The sequence below is a fragment of the Rossellomorea vietnamensis genome, assembly GCF_025398035.1.
GTDB classification, from domain to species: Bacteria; Bacillota; Bacilli; order Bacillales; family Bacillaceae_B; genus Rossellomorea; species Rossellomorea vietnamensis_B.
Map to the genome: position 1 here is coordinate 3,081,571 of NZ_CP104558.1, position 17,335 is coordinate 3,098,905.

Consider the following 17,335-nt stretch of genomic DNA (forward strand, 5'->3'; position numbering starts at 1 on the left):
CATGCTGCCAAAGCTTTTTCTATGGATGAGTTCATTTTGTGCAGATAAAAGGATAGAGAATTTTTAAGAATCTGAGACACCCATACTTCCCCCTTCGTCTAATATAAGAAAACTTACAAAAATGTAAAATAATACATTACAATTAAACGAATGAAGGTCCGTCCCTCAAAGCGGTGAGGGACGGACCTTGCCGGGTGCGGACTAAGCGGGGGCACCCGGATGATCAAGGGGGATGGAAAGTGGAAGAAGCGTGGCAGCAGGAGAAGAGGGGAGTGATGCAGATGGAGGTAAGCAGGGAAAGGGTGATTGAAGATTTGATTGATGAGTATGAGATGCAGGTGACCAAATTGGCCTACTTGTATGTGAAGGACTGGTCAGCGGCACAGGATATTACCCAAGAGGTGTTCATTAAGGCTTTCCAGGCCCTGCATCAGTTTAATCAACATTCTTCTTACAAAACCTGGATATATCGTATCGTCATTAACCAGTGCAAGGATTATAAGTGTTCAGCTTATTTTAGAAGAAATACAGTCGTACATACATTCCATAAGATCCTGAACAAATCGACGACAGTCACTCCGGAAGAGGAATTGATGACCAATGAAGCAAATGACTCAGTCATATCCCATATACTGGCTTTGCCTATCAAATACCGGGAAATCATTCTACTATATTATTATGAAGAACTCACCACACAGGAAATCGGCGATATGCTTGGGATCAACCCCTCTACCGTCCGGACGAGACTGGACCGTGGGAGAGAAAAACTGAAGAAAACAATGGGAGGGAGGTTATCAAATGAATAAGGACCCATTCCAAAACATCAAGAATGAAATTGAAAAGGAAATTTTTCAGAAAACAACTCCTGTTAGTCAAAAAAGAGCCATCATGAAAAAAATCAGAAGTGAGAAACAACATAGATTTTCATTTAAGACGATATGTATAAACATTGCGGCTCCCCTATGTTTCATCGTCATCCTTTCCATTTTAACGAGCAGTTATCTGTTCCAGGATGAAAAAGTGAAAGAGAACGAAACAGAAGAGACGGAAGATCAATTTACATTCATCCCTGTTGACAAGTTTGACGAGCAGATACAAGATGAAAAAGCCTGGACAAGGAGGTCTGCGAACCCTGTTAAAAAAATAGAAGAAGAAAGAGAATTTAAGGAAGAAGAAGTGCAGAACGAAGAACAGAAAGAGACACCTGAAGCTGATAAAGTGGTGCCTTTAGCTCTCTTTGACTTCACAGATATTCTGAATCGTCCTGAAGTATTCAAACAGGAAGCCGGGAAAGGAACATTCATGGGAACACCTTTTACAATAGGAGATTCAATGGATGATATCCAAGCGCAATTTGAGGATAGATATGAAGTCGGCAAAGAGTATGATCGAGTGGAAAATTACCTCCTACAATATCGTGAGAAAGAAAGGAAGTTATCACAGATTCAATCCAGTATCAGCTCTGTATATACATTGAAGCAGGTCATTGAGACTCTCGGAGACCCTTATTATGCGTATGATGGCACCCGGGAGGTTTTTAACGCTAAGTATTATTATGGCGACTATATGGTGATATTGAATCTCGATGGACAAAATAAAGGGGAACCTTATACAGAGGCTGGGGTGCAAATCATTGATCGCAGCTCATATATTACGTCCATTTCCTTATTAAAAAAGGATCGTTCTCCTGCAACGGCAAGTTCCGATGTAAAGTACCTCGGTGATGAGGAAAAAACGGTGGTTTTCCGTACAGAGTGGCTTGATGAGGCGAGAGAAGAAGTGGTGAACAATACCAAGGCGATTGAAGTCCTCTTACGATCTCAGCAGGATCCTTTGGAATTTAACATCGTTGTTCCACAAGAAACATCCGAAAAGGAAATAAAACACATCGCTCACTCCTTCTTGAAGAAACTAACGGATGCTTCAAGTGAAGAGAAGGAAGAAGAATCCCTATGGAATACCTTCTCCTATATTGTCCATATTGAGAATGGAATAGATGGGTATTACGATACGGGGGTAAGCTATGGGAGCACGACAAATGACTCTTCTCCCATAAATCAATGGGGATATCCAGAAATTATTTGGACGGATGGTCTGAAATTACATTAATAAGTACCATTTCAATAAAGAGGGAGAGACAAAATCCTCCTATGAAATAAAATAAGGACCACTTCTGATAAAATATCATACACAATTTTATCTGTAAGAATTATTTAATTCCATTCCATCATTTGGTTGGAAGTATCTCTCATGAGGTGTTCGAACCATTTCTTCGAGATGAATGCTGTCGGCTTATCATCCTCGATTGATCTTGCTAGCTAAAAAATATGAACTAAGTTATCGCACATTCAGCTAATTCAATGTTTAACTAGTAGTGACAGAATGAATTCGCGAATGTTTGTTCAGTGAAGAAAAACTGATTGATCAAGAAACAATTTTATTGATGGTACCAATATTTAAGTGAATGAATTAGTAGAGATTTAAAACTAATTCATATTAGAACAAGTGCGATTTTATGAAAAAATAAATAAATTTGAGTTCAGGATCATTATCTATAAATATTACTTAAGAAACCAAAACAAGAGACCCATTAAAGATATGTTGGCAATACGGATTCAGAGAGTTTCAAGGGGTCAAGAACTTTCGCTTAAAATGCTGGAGTAAGAATTAATAGAAAGAGAAAACATTTCCAATTATGAGCTTTTTGCGTTTGGAATTAACTTTAGGGATAAAGTATTGTTTTCAGTTTGCTTATTTGAATATTTTACATCCCCTAAAACCCATCCCCATAGAAGCATCAAAATGACGTTGGCTGGAAATATTTCCCATATAACAAAGATGTTACTATAAAATGCTATAAAAAATATTAAAAGTGTAGACTTCATATTCTTACAATATAGCAATGTGAAAATTAATACAGCTAAATAGAATAAAAACCCAATTATGCCGTAACTACTAAAAACAAAAATATATACACTATCTGAGAAAAACTGTCCATCAAAAAAGTCATAACCAAAAATATTTGTGACAGTATTAGATCCCAATCCTAACCCCCAACCAAATAAGAAGTCAAAGGAAGAGTTTAGGTTTTGTAAAATGGTATCCCAAACTGCGAAACGTGGCTCTCCTTGAATATCACGACCACTTATTAAAGGGGAGCGTGATATGAAATATATAGAGGTTAATATCAATGGAATGGATGGAATAAATAATAATCTACTTTTTTTGGTCAATTTAAATAAAAATATAAAACCCAAAATAATTACCGCACCAAGAAAAGCTGATCTTGAACCACTTATAGAGGCTCCAATCAAGCTTAATAGAATCCATTTATTATTTTTTTTGTTATTAGTGAAATAGAATAGAAGACCACAAGAAGCGAATGTAAGTCCGAATATATTTGGGCTTGAAAACGTACCGAAAGGTCTACTTCCAAGAATAGTTGATCCGAAAAAAGGAGGAGCATTTAATATTTGATAAATTCCAGCTACTAATTGGATTAAGAGAAAAAATTTAAGCGAATTAGCGATTTTTTCCAATGAAACAGTATAGTTATTCGAAGCTAAAATAAATCCTGCATACGCAATAGGAGTATATTGAAAAATCCTTAGGCCGGAAATAGGGACCAGTAAAGGATACTCTTTAGAAATCATATTTGCTATTTCTAATAATGTATAGCAGAAAAAGAAAATAGTGACTGCCAAAAATGACTTAGAAGGAGATGGATATTTTTTAATCCAAAAAATCATATAGAAGACAATAATACATAATATAGCTTCTCTTAGAAATCTTAAGCCTGCTTCTTCAGAAGTATGAATGTTTGAGCCTTTCATGAGTGCCAAAGTCTGTGGCAAATAGGTAATTAATGAAACTAATATGAGAAGGGATATAAGAAAAGTAATATTCTTGTGAAATGAGAATTTAATAGACATATATGAAATTTTACCTCCACTTACTAAACTTAGAGAATTATACCATGCAAAAATGTAAACGTAAAATCTAAAATAATTTATGTTAGAAGTTCTTTTCGAAAATAACAATATATCATTAAAGATGATATCCTTATAATACAAAAGGTGGCTATTTTATGAAGTGGTACAGTATTTTGATATTTTTTTGTTTGTTATTATTGTTAAGTGGAATTGTAAACGAACTAGAAAATAGACTTGCTCCAAAAGTAATAGACGAGGTATATAGTGTAAAAAAATTTGGTGCTGTGGGTGATGGTAAAAACGATGACACCGAAGCTATACAAAGGACAATTGATTCTATTGACAATTCTAAAGGTGGATTAGTCTACTTTCCGACCGGAACGTATATAATTTCATCAACTTTGTTGATATCAGAAAAAAGTAAGGTTCAAATATCGGGGGAAGGGTTCTCAAGTGTTATCCGAGCTAAAGGTACAAATGATAAGCCAATATCATTTCCGTTAATCACAGTTTCTAATCAAGGAAGTGCAAAATTTATTGCTAGTGATTTATTATTTCAAATCATTGAATCAGATTCAGATAATGCTTCAGGTATACTAACTAAAGGAAGCCTGACAGATGTGACTATTCAAAATTGTTGGTTTACTCAAACCAATATGGCTGTTAGGGGAGAATTTGTCACACTTAATTTTTCTAGAAATACAATTGAATTAAACAAAAGTGGAGGATTAGTTGTTGAAGGAGATACCTTCAGAAAAGTCATTATCGCAGATAACCATTTTTTTGCTAATAATAAAGCTCATATAAAACTAAATAATACAAACATTAATGAAAAATCGATGAATAATATAACTATTATTGGAAATCAATTTGATCAAGGTTTATCCTCAGCATATATTGCAGGTTTCTCTCCTAGTGGAAATGCAGTTGATCTGAACAACATATCTTTATTCTCAATTAGCGGAAATAATTTTAACGGCTATACTCCAAGTACTAATCTCATACCAGCAGAAAAACAGGATGGCCATGCTATTAAAGCTATTAATAGTGATAATTTTACTATAACAGGTAACACTTTTTCTAAATATAAGAAATCTGCCATTTATTTGGATAGTTCTTCTAACTTCAATGTGGATGGAATAGTAAATGGATTTGATGAGGTAGGTGTTGTTATAGTTAATAGTTCTGATTTTGATATTGAAATGAATGTAAGTGATTCGAAACAGGGAGTATTAATAAAGGGTAGTAAAAGGTTTCAAGTGGACGGATTATTCAGTGGCAATACAAATAAGAATTTGCAAATTCTTAATTCAAGTCAAGGAGAAGTTAGTGTACTTCCGGATTGATTAAGCACAAACATCAATAGAGGGTATAGTGTAAAAAATAAATGAAAGACTATCAAGATAAAATGCCCCCTATTAAGTGCACAATAAAAAGAGATTACGCAGCCAATCGACTACTTGAATTGGTAAATTTTTATAGTGAGTCATGTATATGTTGATTATAAATGCTAATTTTTAAAATTTGCTGAATGATAGTCATTTGTCATTTTTTAAGGCACCACTGACTAATCAAGCGCGTTTTCCAGATATATTGAGGATTAGTTGATTGACTCGTCTTTATAGTCAACAAATAAGCCCTATTATTACTCTTAGGACTTACTTGTTCCTCATTGGATTTATTGGATATGAAGAGGCGGCGTTCTTTTGCTCTCTCCTTAATCATGCTTTAACTCAAATTAAAACAATTGTTAAAAGCCATTGTTCTCTCCACAAACAGAGGAAAGGTAGTATTAAGAATCCCCCTTCAATCTGATTATATTAATTTGTAATTAAGAGAAATTTGTACCTCTTTATCTTACCACTCAATGGTTTGTGAAAAATTTACCAAGAACGATAGCGAAAGAACGAATGCGTTGAGAATAAAAATATTAATCGAACTATTTTTTTTCCATAACCATGTCATAACCCGAATGAATTTCTTTCATCCCAATGACTTTAAGGAAATGCTGGAGTTTTTTCATACAGAGTTCTTCAAGGTCTCCGATAATATCGAACTGATCAATGACCGCACACTTATCAACTTTTGCTGCTGGAACTAGTAGGGACTTTCGATAGGTAACACTGTTGTCCATGGAATACGTAGACACCATGGCTTCCCCGACCTTACAATTACCTTTGGAAAATTCGAACTGAAATACAATCGACAAATCTACATCAGAATATAGAGGATTTACTTTCATGCTTATGCTTTTCATCATGAAGCCCCCTTTCTTTTATTGTACTTTTATCCTATCACAATTCAAAAAAGAGGGAATTTAGGCTTATGAAGCAATATTGGATATACAACTTTGATTAAGGTCTAAATATACCGTTTTTCACTCATTCTTATAACTCTAGGCATATAAACAGGAAAATTCATAACAAGAAAAAAAGCTTCCTCAAGATGAGAAAGCCCTATAAAACATTGTTTAAATACTTAGTATGCCCAACCAGGTAAATCTGTTTGAGGAGTAGTAACATTTGCATCTGCAGATGTACCAGCTGCACTAGTGGTTCCAGCAAATCCTAAGAGCAGGACTGAAGCTGTCAAGATTGTAAGAAAACGTCTTTTCATAGGTCTTTCCTCCCTTTCTTCTTTGAAAGAAGATTCGTTATTATAATTGTAAGTAATGTTATAATTATTAAAACACATTTCCTTTGTTTGTAAAAAGGGAATGTATCCTTCTTTATTCTTATTTTACTAAGAAATTACGGTGTTTTCTACGGTATATAGACAAAAATATAACTCTAGGCATATTTAGGAGAGGGTTTAATGGATTTTGGGGCAGTAGGAAGAAAGATAAAAGAGTTAAGAAAGAATAGTGGACTATCTCAAGAAGAATTGTCTGACGGAATTTGTACGCAGGCTCAAATCAGTAAGATTGAAAAGGGAGATGTTTTTCCTTATGCCTCTACATTATATCAAATTTCACAGAAGTTAGGGGTGGATGTCAACTACTTTTTTGATATCGGTACAACCCCCAGATTGGACTATGTGCAAGAAGTTTTTAAACAACTTCAAATCATGAGAAGAAGTCTGCGATTTGAAGAAATGATGGATATTGTACGGACAGAAGAAGTCAATCCGCTCTTCCTTCAAAATAAAAAGAATATGCAGCTGCTCCTTTGGCATAAAGGGATCTATCTTTGGGAAGTGAAGAAGGATCTTGAATCTTCCATTTCCACGTTAAGAGAAGCTTTAGAAATTACACATGTTAAGGGTAAAGTAATGTTAGAACGGGAAATTGAAATTCTCTTGACCATTGGGGGTATTTATTATAAGGAGAATAACGAAAAGGCATTGACGGTCTTTGAAGAAGCAAAAGGCCATATCCAAACGCTACCTCACATCAATGACTATACCCTTAAGACGAGACTATACTATAACATGTCGAGGGTGTTAACGAAGTTAAGCAGGATTAATGACTCTAATAAATATTGCGAGGATGCCATTAAATGGTGTTTAAACAAGGATAGTTTATATTTATTAGGAGAACTGCATTATCAAATCGGTTATAATTTAGAATTGTTGAATCAGCCATTGAAAGCGAAGAGCTATATGGAAAAAGCACTGATAGTGTTTGAACTCCAGGAAGATGATAAATACATTAACTTTATCCGAAATAAAATTAAAGAGCTGTCAGAGGTTAATTAAACCGTTTGCTTTTTACCAGCTGTGCGAAAAGAACCAGCTCCAGGCTGGTTCTTTTTCATCGTTCCATCCAATTCCACCATGTCTATCACCCAAAGGTCCGTCCCTCATAAAAAAAGCCGGCCACCAAGGCCGACCTTCCACTTTATTCATTCAAATCCAAATGATCCTTCAATTCACTCTGTACTTTTTGTCTTTCTTCTTCAGGCACAAGATAGTAGTAAATGCCGCCGATTTTCGTACCTTCTCCTGCGATTTGGCTTTGAGAAATACTTCCGGTTGCACTCTTATAGTTCTTTTGAATTTCCACCATTTCATCCAACGTTAGGTTGGTCTTTACGTTCTCACCGATCGCTCCGAAAATATCGCCATAGTTCCAAAGTGAAGAGACGCTGGCACCTTCTCGGATTACGGCTTCAATCACCTGGCGTTGCCGGGCCTGCCTTCCGAAGTCTCCTCTTGGATCCTCATAACGCATACGGGAATACGCAAGGGCTTCTTTCCCAGTCAGGGACAATGTGCCTTCTTTAAATGTGTACCCCTCGTAGTTGAAGGTGAATTTGTTTTGTACATTTACGCCTCCAACTGCATCTACGATATCTCTAAAGCCTTCCATGTTGATTTTGGCGTAATAATCAATTGGGATATCAAGGAAATTCTCTACAGTATCCATGGACATTTCAACCCCGCCGAAAGCATAGGCATGGTTAATTTTATCTTCTGTTCCTTTACCCACAATTTCCACTCTTGTATCTCGGGGGATACTAAGCATTTTCGTTGATTTTTCATGAGGATTTACCGTTACGACAATCATGGAATCGGAACGGCCCCTATCACCGGCCCTCTCATCCACTCCAAGAAGCAGAACTGAAAAGGGATGCTTTTTCTCAAATTTCACTTCTTCCGCTCGTTTATCCGATTTCGGTCGATCGATCTCTTCGTTCATCGTTTCAGCCGTTTTACTCAAGGAATGATAAATGGAATAGGCATATCCGGCCCCTGCTACTAGAAGGAGGAGGAAGATAATGCCCACCACTTTCGGCCACTTGCGTTTTTTTTGATGTCTATCCGTTCTCAAATTGTTTCCCACCTATAATAATTTTTTTTACATATAAGAAAAATATACTAGAAAATCGTCGAAAAAGAAATACATTAGTAAAATTTTGTCTGACTATGGAAATGCATAAAGAAAATCCCAATGAATGTAAGGTTTTACACGGATGAGTTGGATTATTTTGGTATAATAAAAGTAGACAACCGGAGGGAGAGGATACTTTGATAAAAAAAGTCGGAATCACACTTTTGTTATTCAGTCTTGTATTCAGTCTGATTCAGATGGACCAGGCAAAAGCAGATACGAGTGTAGATCGAATATTTGGCGAAAGCAGATATGATACAGCTGGAATGATTTCTCTAAGGGGATGGGATCAGGCGGAAACCGTTGTCATCGCCAGCGGGGAAACATTCCCGGACGCACTGGCAGGGGGCCCCCTTGCTTATCAATTGGATGCCCCAATCTTGCTGACCTATAAGCATCGGCTGCCCGCGGAAACAAGAAAGTTCATCAACATACTGGAAGCAAAGCAGGTATACATATTAGGCGGGGTCGGAGCGATTGACCTCTATGTGGAAAAGCAGCTAAAAGACTTAGGCTTGGAGATTACGAGAATCGGAGGAGATGACCGGTTTCAGACCGCTGCGAAAATAGCAGACTATCTCCCTTCTGATCAAGCCATCGTGGCAAACGGCCGCAACTTCCCGGATGCACTGGCAGTGGCACCATATGCCGCAAAGAACGGCATCCCGATTGTTTTAACGGAATCGACAGACTTACCTGAAAGTACTAAAGAAATAACAGATGAAAAAGAAGACACCATCATTGTAGGAGGGAAAAGCGTGATTTCTTCACGTGTCGCAACAGATCTTCCTTCTTCAATCCGCTATGGCGGTGCCGATCGTTATGAGACTGCAAAGAATATCATAGAAGGATTGCCCCTTGGGAAGGAAACGGCCTACGTCGCTACGGGCGGTAATTTCGCCGATGCACTGGCAGGGTCTGTTCTGGCGGCTAAAGACAACGCCCCGATTCTTCTAGTGAAGAAGGATGATATCCCTCCTTCCATTGAAAGTCTAGTAAACTCCTATCCATCGTTTTCGATCTTTGGCGGGAAAAATGCAATATCTTATAAAGTGGAAGAACAATTAGTAGGCAGTACCGAAGAGTTTCAGTTCCAGGGAGTCCATGTGGATGCGACAGAAGCATTTTTGCGTTCCGTCTTAGGAGAACCTGACCGAATCGATGAGAGCCGGTTCAACTTTGATTGGTATGTGTATAACGAAGATCCTAAAACATATATTCAATTTGGGGTATTTCACGGGATCGTGGTGGCGATGTACTCAAATTCCGATAGCTGGACGTCGCAGTCGGGTCTTAAGCTGGGCATGAACAAACCGGAAGTGCGGAGTCTCATGGATCAAATCGGTGCTGAGTATGACCAGGGAAGCGACTACGTCTATGATGAGAAGCTCATCCGTTTGTATTATGACCAGAACGACGGTGATACATTAACAGGGATTTTCATGGTCAGGCAGGACTTCACGATGACTAACCCTGATTTCAATAAAGAAAACGTAAGAATCAGTATGGAGAAACAACTTCTCGATCAAGGCAATGCATTGCGTGCCCGTCATTTCCTCGAGCCTCTCGAGGAAGATTCAAGGGCCCGGGAAGTGGCAAGGGCCCATAGTAAAGACATGGCCATCCGAAACTTCTTCAGTCATGATAACCCCGATGGCCTCACACCCTTTCAGAGAATGGAACAGGCGGGTATCTCCTACTCATCAGCAGGGGAAAACATCGCAGCGGGTCAGTTAAATGCCATAGCCGTCCATGACGCTTGGGTGAATTCACCCGGCCACCGCAAAAACATCCTCAGTCCCCTCTATGAAAAACTGGGAGTGGGTACATACTACGGAGGAGAGTACGGAGTGTACTACACCCAGGACTTCTACACACCATAAAAAAATAGATCCCGATGACATCATCGTCATCGGGATCTACTATTTTATAACTCATAAAATCTCTTAAAACCATCAAACTTGGATTTCCAGTAGGAGTTACTCAGGCTGGATATTTCGACTCCATTATCCCCTGCATGTATGAATTCATTATTCCCTACATAAATGCCTAAGTGAGAAATGCCTTTTTTATATGTATTTTCAAAGAATACAATATCTCCCGGCTGAGGAGAATTCACATAATAGGAACGGCTATAATACCCTTCACTTGAAAGACGCTTGACATCCTTGGCTCCGGCTTCCTTGAAAACGTAGTAGATGAAACCACTGCAATCAAAGCCGCCAACCGAAGATCCTCCCCATACATAAGGAGTTCCTATATGAGACGTTGCCTCACTTAATAATTTATTTACAGAGAAAGTGGATGATGAACTTGAGGCAGGAGGCTTAACGTCTTGAGCCGTCCCTTTTGTTCCCTTTACTTTTAACACCTGTCCAACACGAAGGAAGTCGCTCGAAAGTCCGTTCAGGCTCTTCAATTCGCTTACGCTGACACCGAATGCTGCACCGATATAAGACAAGGTATCACCGGACTTTACCGTGTATGTAGTCACTGAATGATTCTGTTGCGGTTTAGCAGGAGCGGGTGCTGGTTTGGCAGGTGCAGTCTGCGATCCTGAGTTCGACACTTTCAGAACTTGTCCAATAAACAGGAAATCACTTGATAAACCGTTCAGTTTTTTCAGTTCTGCTACAGTCACACCGAATTTTATCCCGATATGAGATAACGTATCCCCTGACTTCACCGAATAGCTTGAAGTGTGAGCATCTTGAGCTGGCTTTTCAGGTGAGGGCGCAGCCGGTTTACTTGGAGCAGTCGTGGTTCCCGCTTTCGACACCTTTAATACCTGTCCTGGATAGATCAGGTGATTACGTAAACCATTCCAGCTCATTAAATCATTTAGCGTAATAGAATGAGTAGCAGCAATCTGACCTAATGTATCCCCGGATTTGATCGTATACGTATTGGCGGACGTTTGCCCCGTAGTTTGCTTTGTCGGCTTAGATGCTTTAGGAGGTTGAGACCCGTTGGCTGCCACCTTCAATACCTGATTCGGAAAGATCATTTCCGAATGGAGCTTGTTCAAGCTCTTCAAGTTGGCGATGGTAGTGTCGTATTTAGTTGCGATCAGCCAAAGGGAGTCACCTGATTCCACCTTATGGGTGCTTGCAGCGGCATAGCTAACAAACGAAGACGAGAGAACAGCCGTAGCTGCTACAGATACTAATGTCTTTTTCACATACACTTCTCCTTTTTTGTCATAGTTTGATAGATGATACCGTCATTTTATCACATAATTTGGTGAGAAAAGCTAAATTATTCCTTAATTAGTAAAAAAACATTACTTTTTGATCAGGAATTCAATGATCCCTTTAGCCCAAGCATGGTGACCCTTTTCGTTAGGACTGCTTACTTCATCTAAATAAGACTTGATTTCCTCATCTTCAACATCCGGCCAGTTTGACCAATGGTCGATATACGGAATGTCGTTATCCTCGGCGAATTCCTTGATCGCCGTAACTTGTGCCCTATAGTTTGCCGGCTGGTAAATGGGTTGGGGGGGAGTAAGAACAAATGAAGCCCCGGGGGATAATGTCTTTACTTCCTCGCGGATGGTTTCGATGTTCTGAAGCGTGTCTTCAATCAGAACGTTTCCGTTATCCTGGAAGACAAACGGCTCGAAGATGACCAGCCCAGGTTGTAATTCCCCGACCTCTTCATACTTTTCTTCCCGGACGAAATCAAGTGTGTTGAGGTCATAAGACAGACTTTCAACGGATATGGTGTCACCGTATTCTTCTTCTAAAGCGCTCGTCACGAGGTCATTCCAGCCGTTCTCAACCGAATCCATTTCAGTTGAACCTAAGAGGACCACATGGAATGTTTCGCCTGCTTCAAGCTTTCCTTTATAAAGGGCACGGGCGTCTTCCGGCCAATTTCCCATCTCTGCCAGCTCTTTCTCATCGCCTTCAACGGAATCGGAATTCTCATCAGTAACCGATTTGGGCTCATCTTCTTTAGCCACAGTATCTGATTTGACATCTGAGGTGGACGTCATAGACTTCCAGTGCAGGTTTCCGTATACAATGACACCACCACATAATATAAGTAAAAACAAAATAAAGACCTTTTTCATTACGAACCTCCTAAAAGTAATAAACATGGAAAATGGAACCAAATCCATAGGGACCCTTCCAATAAAAAACAATCTAGTGTTTAATAGATATATAACAAAAGATTTCAATTCTATTAAAATTATGACAAGATTCCCTAAAAATAACAAGAACTTATGATATAATATGACGAGATTTTTATTTTTAAAGAATTTTAGGAGGCTATCATGGAAGAAACCATCAGTTTAAAGGAGCTCATTCAGACGCTGAAAAAGCGCATGAGTCTCATCATCATACTGACCCTAATGGCAGTATTGGTAAGTGCGGCAATCAGCTATTTCGCCCTCACGCCAATCTATCAATCGTCCACTCAATTGCTCGTGAATAAATCGAATGACGACCAACAGTCATTTAATGTAGGAGAAGTGCAAACGAACCTGCAATTAATCAATACATATAATGTCATAATGAAGAGCCCTGCTATTCTGGATATTGTTATTGATGATCTTAAGTTGGATATGACAACCGGAGCACTGAATGAAAAAGTGACGGTGCAAAGTGAAAAAGATTCACAAGTGGTTAACATCTCTGTTCAGGATGAAGATCCTAAACAAGCGGCGGCCATCGCGAATAAAATTGCGGAAGTCTTCCAAACTGAAATTGTGAAAATCATGAACGTCGATAATGTGAGCATTCTTGCCAAGGCGGAGCTCGGGGAGAACCCTTCGCCAATTAAACCGCAGCCACTATTGAATATCGCCATAGCGCTTGTAGTGGGATTAATGGCAGGAGTAGGACTTGCCTTCTTATTAGAATTCTTGGATAACACAGTGAAAACAGAGCAAGACATAGAGAAAGGTCTCGAACTTCCTGTATTGGGAGTCATTCCAACGATTACCGATAGTGAATTTCAAAAGGTAGCTCATCGTCAGGAAAGAACGTCAAGACGCAGAGGTGAAAGTGTCGGTGTTTAATAAGCAGAAGAAATCAATGAACTCAAATATACGTAAGCTAATAGCAAAAGTGAACCCGAAGTCTCCCGTCTCGGAGCAATACCGTACGATCCGTACCAATATTCAATTCTCATCCGTCGATCAGGAATACCGTTCAATCATGGTATCATCTGCAGGACCCGGAGAAGGAAAGTCTACAACAGCAGCGAATTTAGCCGTAGTCTTTGCTCAGCAGGGTAAGACGGTACTGCTTGTGGATGCAGATATGAGAAAGCCGACGGTTCACTATACGTTTAACTTCCCGAACACAACAGGATTGACGAATATCCTGTCGAAACAAGTGTCATTGAAGGAAGCCGTTAAAGACAGCGGGGTAGACAGGCTTCATATTCTTTCAAGCGGTCCGGTTCCACCAAATCCGGCAGAGCTTCTAAGTTCAAGAGCAATGGAGAACTTCTTTGAAGAAGCGTACCAAGAGTACGACTTGATCATATTTGATACCCCACCGGTACTGGTCGTAACCGATGCCCAAATTATGGCGAATCAGTGTCACGGAAGCATCCTTGTTGTTTCAAGCGGGAAAACGGAAATGGAACCAGCGAAGAAAGCGAAGGAGCTTCTGCAATCAACAAAGGGAAAATTGCTAGGATGCGTACTTAACAATAAAAAAGCTACCGAAACAGACTATTATTACTATTACGGAAATTAAATTGAATTCGACAAAATTCACCCCTTTACAAATATACCTAGTGATGTAAAATTGTAGTCGATGTAAAATTAAGTCGAAAGAACTAGAATAAGGAGGAGTTAGGAATGATTGATATTCATAGCCATATTCTGCCGGGAATAGATGATGGTGCCAATACGATTTACGACAGTATCGATATGGCTAAGCAGGCTGTCTCGGAAGGAATCCATACAATCATTGCAACTCCTCATCACCGTAATGGAAAATACGACAACGTGAAGTCGGACATCCTGTCACTTGTGAAAGAAATAAATGATCGATTTAAAGAAGAACAGATCAACCTGGAAGTTCTTCCGGGACAAGAGTGCCGCATTTATGGTGAGATTTTAGAAGATTACCAAAAGGGAGACATCTTACCCCTAAACCTAGTATCCCAGTATCTTTTTATAGAATTCCCATCGAGTTCAGTTCCGAGATATGCGGAAAAGCTTCTATATGACATTCAGGTAGGGGGTCTGACCCCTGTCATCGTTCATCCCGAACGGAATGCCGAGCTGATCGAGCGACCGGAAAAGCTTTACAAGCTTGTACAAGGAGGAGCGGTTACGCAACTGACTGCATCAAGCCTGACAGGATACTTCGGCAAGAACATCCAGAAATTCTCACAGCAAATGATCAACGCCAACCTGACACACTTCATCGCATCAGATGCTCATAACATACGCAATCGCACCTTCAAAATGGAAGAGGCTATGGATTATATCGAGAAAAAGTACGGAGTAGACATGGTCTATTACTTTACAGAAAACGCAGAATTGCTGGTGGATGGAAAAAATATATATAAAGAAATACCTGAATTGATTAAGAAAAAGAAGTTCCTCGGAATCTTCTAATAAGAAAATCAAGATACAGGTAATCCTAAGGTACTATTGTCGTTGGTAAGTTGGAAACATAAAGTTGCACAAAGACAACAGTAGAATTTTGGGAATGTCTCCTTACCATTATCATTGGAGGCACTCGGTCACGCCGTGGGTGAAGAGGAAACTTTACCTTAGACGCTCGTCGTCGGTGGTGAGATGTGAGGAAGGGTTAGATGCCCACATTTACTATTTTAATAAACATAAGTAAAGAAAAACAATGAAAACGCTTTATGTAATAGTTGGTTGGGGTTCCAATTGGATACCTAATGAAAAAACATTTGGAAATGGTGTTTTTTCATTAGGTATTTATTATGTCGTATTCTAAAACAACCTTCAACACACACTTAAGGGGGACTTGAAATTGAAAAAAGTAAGAAAAGCAATTATTCCAGCAGCCGGATTAGGGACGAGGTTTTTACCTGCAACGAAAGCTATGCCTAAAGAAATGTTACCGATTGTAGACAAACCAACTATTCAATACATAGTAGAAGAAGCAATTGCTTCTGGAATAGAAGAAATTATTATAGTAACTGGTAAAGGTAAGCGAGCGATTGAAGATCACTTTGATTTAGCACCTGAACTAGAAAGAAACTTAGCTGAAAAAGGAAAGCTAGATTTACTAGAGAAAGTTCAACACTCAAGCAACCTAGTAAATATTCACTATATTCGGCAGAAAGAGCCGAAAGGTTTAGGACACGCTGTATGGTGTGCAAGAAACTTCATTGGAGATGAACCATTTGCAGTATTACTAGGTGATGACATCGTAGTAAGTGAGACACCATGTGTTAAGCAACTAATAAATCAATATGAAGAAACAGGATCTTCTGTAATTGGTGTACAAACAGTGGAACCGAGCCAAACAAACCGTTACGGAATTATTGATCCAATTACAAATGAAGATAGAAGATATCAGGTAAATAACTTTGTGGAAAAGCCAGCGTTAGGTACCGCTCCTTCAAATCTAGCGATTATGGGACGTTACGTACTTACTCCAGAAATATTCGGACTACTTGAAAATCAAGAAACTGGTTCAGGAGGAGAAATTCAACTAACGGATGCAATTCAAAAATTAAATAAATCTCAAAAAGTATATGCTTATGATTTCGTAGGCAAACGTTATGACGTCGGAGAAAAAGTTGGATTTGTCAAAACAACAATTGATTTTGCATTACAACACGATGAAATTAGAAATTCGATCCTAGAGTATATGGGTTCCCTAGTGGAGGAAAACCAGAAATTAATAATTAAGTAAAGGTAGGTAAAAATATGACAAACCTAGCTGGAGAAGATTTTATAAATAGTCAATCTGGTGCGAAGATAAAAGTAAAGGACTCAAAATTATATTCATCTCAAAAAAGAATAATTGATATCATTGGAGCTTCTATAGGGTTGTTTGCACTTAGTGGGCTATTTGCACTTATTGCTCTTCTTATTAAAATTGAAGATCCGAAAGGACCAATATTCTTTACTCAAAAAAGAGTTGGCAAAAATGGTAAAGAGTTCAATATGTATAAGTTCCGGTCCATGGTGGCCGATGCAGAAGAGCGCTTGATTGGGCTTTTGAATCAAAATGAAACGACCGGGGCCATGTTTAAAATGAAGAATGATCCCCGTGTTACAAGAATAGGAAGGTTCATTCGAAAAACAAGTATTGATGAACTTCCTCAATTGTTTAATGTACTCAAAGGTGAAATGAGCCTAGTAGGTCCAAGACCACCATTAATTAGGGAAGTGGCTGAATATACAAACTATGATAAGCAGCGCTTACTGGTTACACCGGGCTGCACTGGTTTATGGCAAGTGAGTGGCCGAAGTACTATTGGATTCAATGAAATGGTTGAATTGGACCTGAAGTATATAAGGAACAGAAATACATGGTTTGATATAAAGATTATCTTTAAGACAGTGTTATTATTATTTGGTTCGAAAAATGCATACTGAGTGTGGAGGTCAACA

The 17,335-nt window shown here is 38.8% G+C and carries 15 protein-coding genes; 10 read left to right on the forward strand and 5 right to left on the reverse strand.

From position 1 onward, the window contains the following. Positions 1-239: 239 nt before the first annotated feature. Entirely contained in the window at positions 240-806 is a 567-nt protein-coding gene (locus N5C46_RS15955; protein WP_261749339.1) for a sigma-70 family RNA polymerase sigma factor, read from the forward strand. Beyond that, positions 799-2,109, forward strand: a complete 1,311-nt coding sequence (locus N5C46_RS15960; protein ID WP_261749340.1) for a hypothetical protein — start codon at positions 799-801, stop codon at positions 2,107-2,109. The genes N5C46_RS15955 and N5C46_RS15960 overlap by 8 nt, the downstream gene beginning before the upstream one ends. A 584-nt stretch (positions 2,110-2,693) precedes the next feature. Here the strand turns inward: N5C46_RS15960 and N5C46_RS15965 are convergent. Continuing rightward, complete coding sequence (locus tag N5C46_RS15965) at positions 2,694-3,932, reverse strand: O-antigen ligase family protein (RefSeq protein ID WP_261749341.1); 1,239 nt, start codon at positions 3,930-3,932, stop codon at positions 2,694-2,696. A gap of 155 nt (positions 3,933-4,087) precedes the next feature. Here N5C46_RS15965 and N5C46_RS15970 point away from each other — a divergent pair, with 155 nt between their 5' ends. Beyond that, the gene (locus tag N5C46_RS15970; RefSeq protein ID WP_261749342.1) at positions 4,088-5,278 is read left to right on the forward strand and encodes a glycoside hydrolase family 55 protein; all 1,191 of its coding nucleotides are present in this window, start codon (positions 4,088-4,090) and stop codon (positions 5,276-5,278) included. 593 nt (positions 5,279-5,871) lie between these two features. Here the strand turns inward: N5C46_RS15970 and N5C46_RS15975 are convergent. Beyond that, entirely contained in the window at positions 5,872-6,189 is a 318-nt protein-coding gene (locus N5C46_RS15975) for a hypothetical protein (protein WP_261749343.1), read from the reverse strand. A 557-nt stretch (positions 6,190-6,746) separates the two neighbouring features. On the opposite strand from N5C46_RS15975, the gene N5C46_RS15980 reads away from it, so the two are divergent. After that, positions 6,747-7,628 (forward strand): helix-turn-helix domain-containing protein, encoded by an 882-nt coding sequence (locus N5C46_RS15980; RefSeq protein WP_261749344.1) that lies wholly within the window; start codon positions 6,747-6,749, stop codon positions 7,626-7,628. A gap of 142 nt (positions 7,629-7,770) precedes the next feature. Here the strand turns inward: N5C46_RS15980 and N5C46_RS15985 are convergent, their stop codons facing one another. Continuing rightward, positions 7,771-8,703, reverse strand: a complete 933-nt coding sequence (locus N5C46_RS15985) for a polyisoprenyl-teichoic acid--peptidoglycan teichoic acid transferase TagU (protein ID WP_261749345.1) — start codon at positions 8,701-8,703, stop codon at positions 7,771-7,773. Between the two features lie 197 nt (positions 8,704-8,900). On the opposite strand from N5C46_RS15985, the gene N5C46_RS15990 reads away from it, so the two are divergent. Next, positions 8,901-10,646, forward strand: coding sequence for a cell wall-binding repeat-containing protein (locus N5C46_RS15990; protein WP_261749346.1), 1,746 nt, complete (start codon positions 8,901-8,903; stop codon positions 10,644-10,646). Positions 10,647-10,690: 44 nt separating this feature from the next. Here N5C46_RS15990 and N5C46_RS15995 read toward each other — a convergent pair whose 3' ends face one another. Both N5C46_RS15995 and N5C46_RS16000 read right to left on the reverse strand, forming a co-directional pair. After that, positions 10,691-11,944, reverse strand: coding sequence for a C40 family peptidase (locus tag N5C46_RS15995; protein WP_261749347.1), 1,254 nt, complete (start codon positions 11,942-11,944; stop codon positions 10,691-10,693). Positions 11,945-12,046: 102 nt separating this feature from the next. Beyond that, positions 12,047-12,841, reverse strand: coding sequence for an SGNH/GDSL hydrolase family protein (locus N5C46_RS16000; protein ID WP_261749348.1), 795 nt, complete (start codon positions 12,839-12,841; stop codon positions 12,047-12,049). Between the two features lie 204 nt (positions 12,842-13,045). Between N5C46_RS16000 and N5C46_RS16005 the strand changes: the two genes are divergently transcribed. From N5C46_RS16005 to N5C46_RS16025, 5 genes are all read left to right on the forward strand, one after another. Beyond that, positions 13,046-13,792, forward strand: a complete 747-nt coding sequence (locus N5C46_RS16005; protein WP_261749349.1) for a YveK family protein — start codon at positions 13,046-13,048, stop codon at positions 13,790-13,792. Between the two features lie 16 nt (positions 13,793-13,808). Beyond that, positions 13,809-14,480: a CpsD/CapB family tyrosine-protein kinase gene (locus tag N5C46_RS16010; protein WP_261749350.1), complete on the forward strand. Its 672-nt coding sequence runs from the start codon at positions 13,809-13,811 to the stop codon at positions 14,478-14,480. Positions 14,481-14,584: 104 nt separating this feature from the next. Beyond that, a complete protein-coding gene (locus tag N5C46_RS16015) occupies positions 14,585-15,352 on the forward strand; it encodes a tyrosine-protein phosphatase (RefSeq protein ID WP_261749351.1) in 768 nt (255 codons plus the stop codon). A 388-nt stretch (positions 15,353-15,740) separates the two neighbouring features. Continuing rightward, complete coding sequence (gene galU, locus N5C46_RS16020) at positions 15,741-16,631, forward strand: UTP--glucose-1-phosphate uridylyltransferase GalU (protein ID WP_261749352.1); 891 nt, start codon at positions 15,741-15,743, stop codon at positions 16,629-16,631. Positions 16,632-16,645: 14 nt separating this feature from the next. Next, complete coding sequence (locus N5C46_RS16025) at positions 16,646-17,320, forward strand: sugar transferase (RefSeq protein ID WP_261749353.1); 675 nt, start codon at positions 16,646-16,648, stop codon at positions 17,318-17,320. Positions 17,321-17,335: the final 15 nt, after the last annotated feature.

Excerpts from the sequence above, each read along its gene's own strand:
- N5C46_RS15960 (WP_261749340.1), top strand. The coding sequence starts at position 799 with ATGAATAAGGACCCATTCCAAAACATCAAGAATGAAATTGAAAAGGAA.
- N5C46_RS15965 (WP_261749341.1), bottom strand. The coding sequence starts at position 3,932 with ATGTCTATTAAATTCTCATTTCACAAGAATATTACTTTTCTTATATCC.
- N5C46_RS15970 (WP_261749342.1), top strand. The coding sequence starts at position 4,088 with ATGAAGTGGTACAGTATTTTGATATTTTTTTGTTTGTTATTATTGTTA.
- N5C46_RS15975 (WP_261749343.1), bottom strand. The coding sequence starts at position 6,189 with ATGAAAAGCATAAGCATGAAAGTAAATCCTCTATATTCTGATGTAGAT.
- N5C46_RS15980 (WP_261749344.1), top strand. The coding sequence starts at position 6,747 with ATGGATTTTGGGGCAGTAGGAAGAAAGATAAAAGAGTTAAGAAAGAAT.
- N5C46_RS16000 (WP_261749348.1), bottom strand. The coding sequence starts at position 12,841 with ATGAAAAAGGTCTTTATTTTGTTTTTACTTATATTATGTGGTGGTGTC.
- N5C46_RS16005 (WP_261749349.1), top strand. The coding sequence starts at position 13,046 with ATGGAAGAAACCATCAGTTTAAAGGAGCTCATTCAGACGCTGAAAAAG.
- N5C46_RS16010 (WP_261749350.1), top strand. The coding sequence starts at position 13,809 with ATGAACTCAAATATACGTAAGCTAATAGCAAAAGTGAACCCGAAGTCT.
- N5C46_RS16015 (WP_261749351.1), top strand. The coding sequence starts at position 14,585 with ATGATTGATATTCATAGCCATATTCTGCCGGGAATAGATGATGGTGCC.
- N5C46_RS16025 (WP_261749353.1), top strand. The coding sequence starts at position 16,646 with ATGACAAACCTAGCTGGAGAAGATTTTATAAATAGTCAATCTGGTGCG.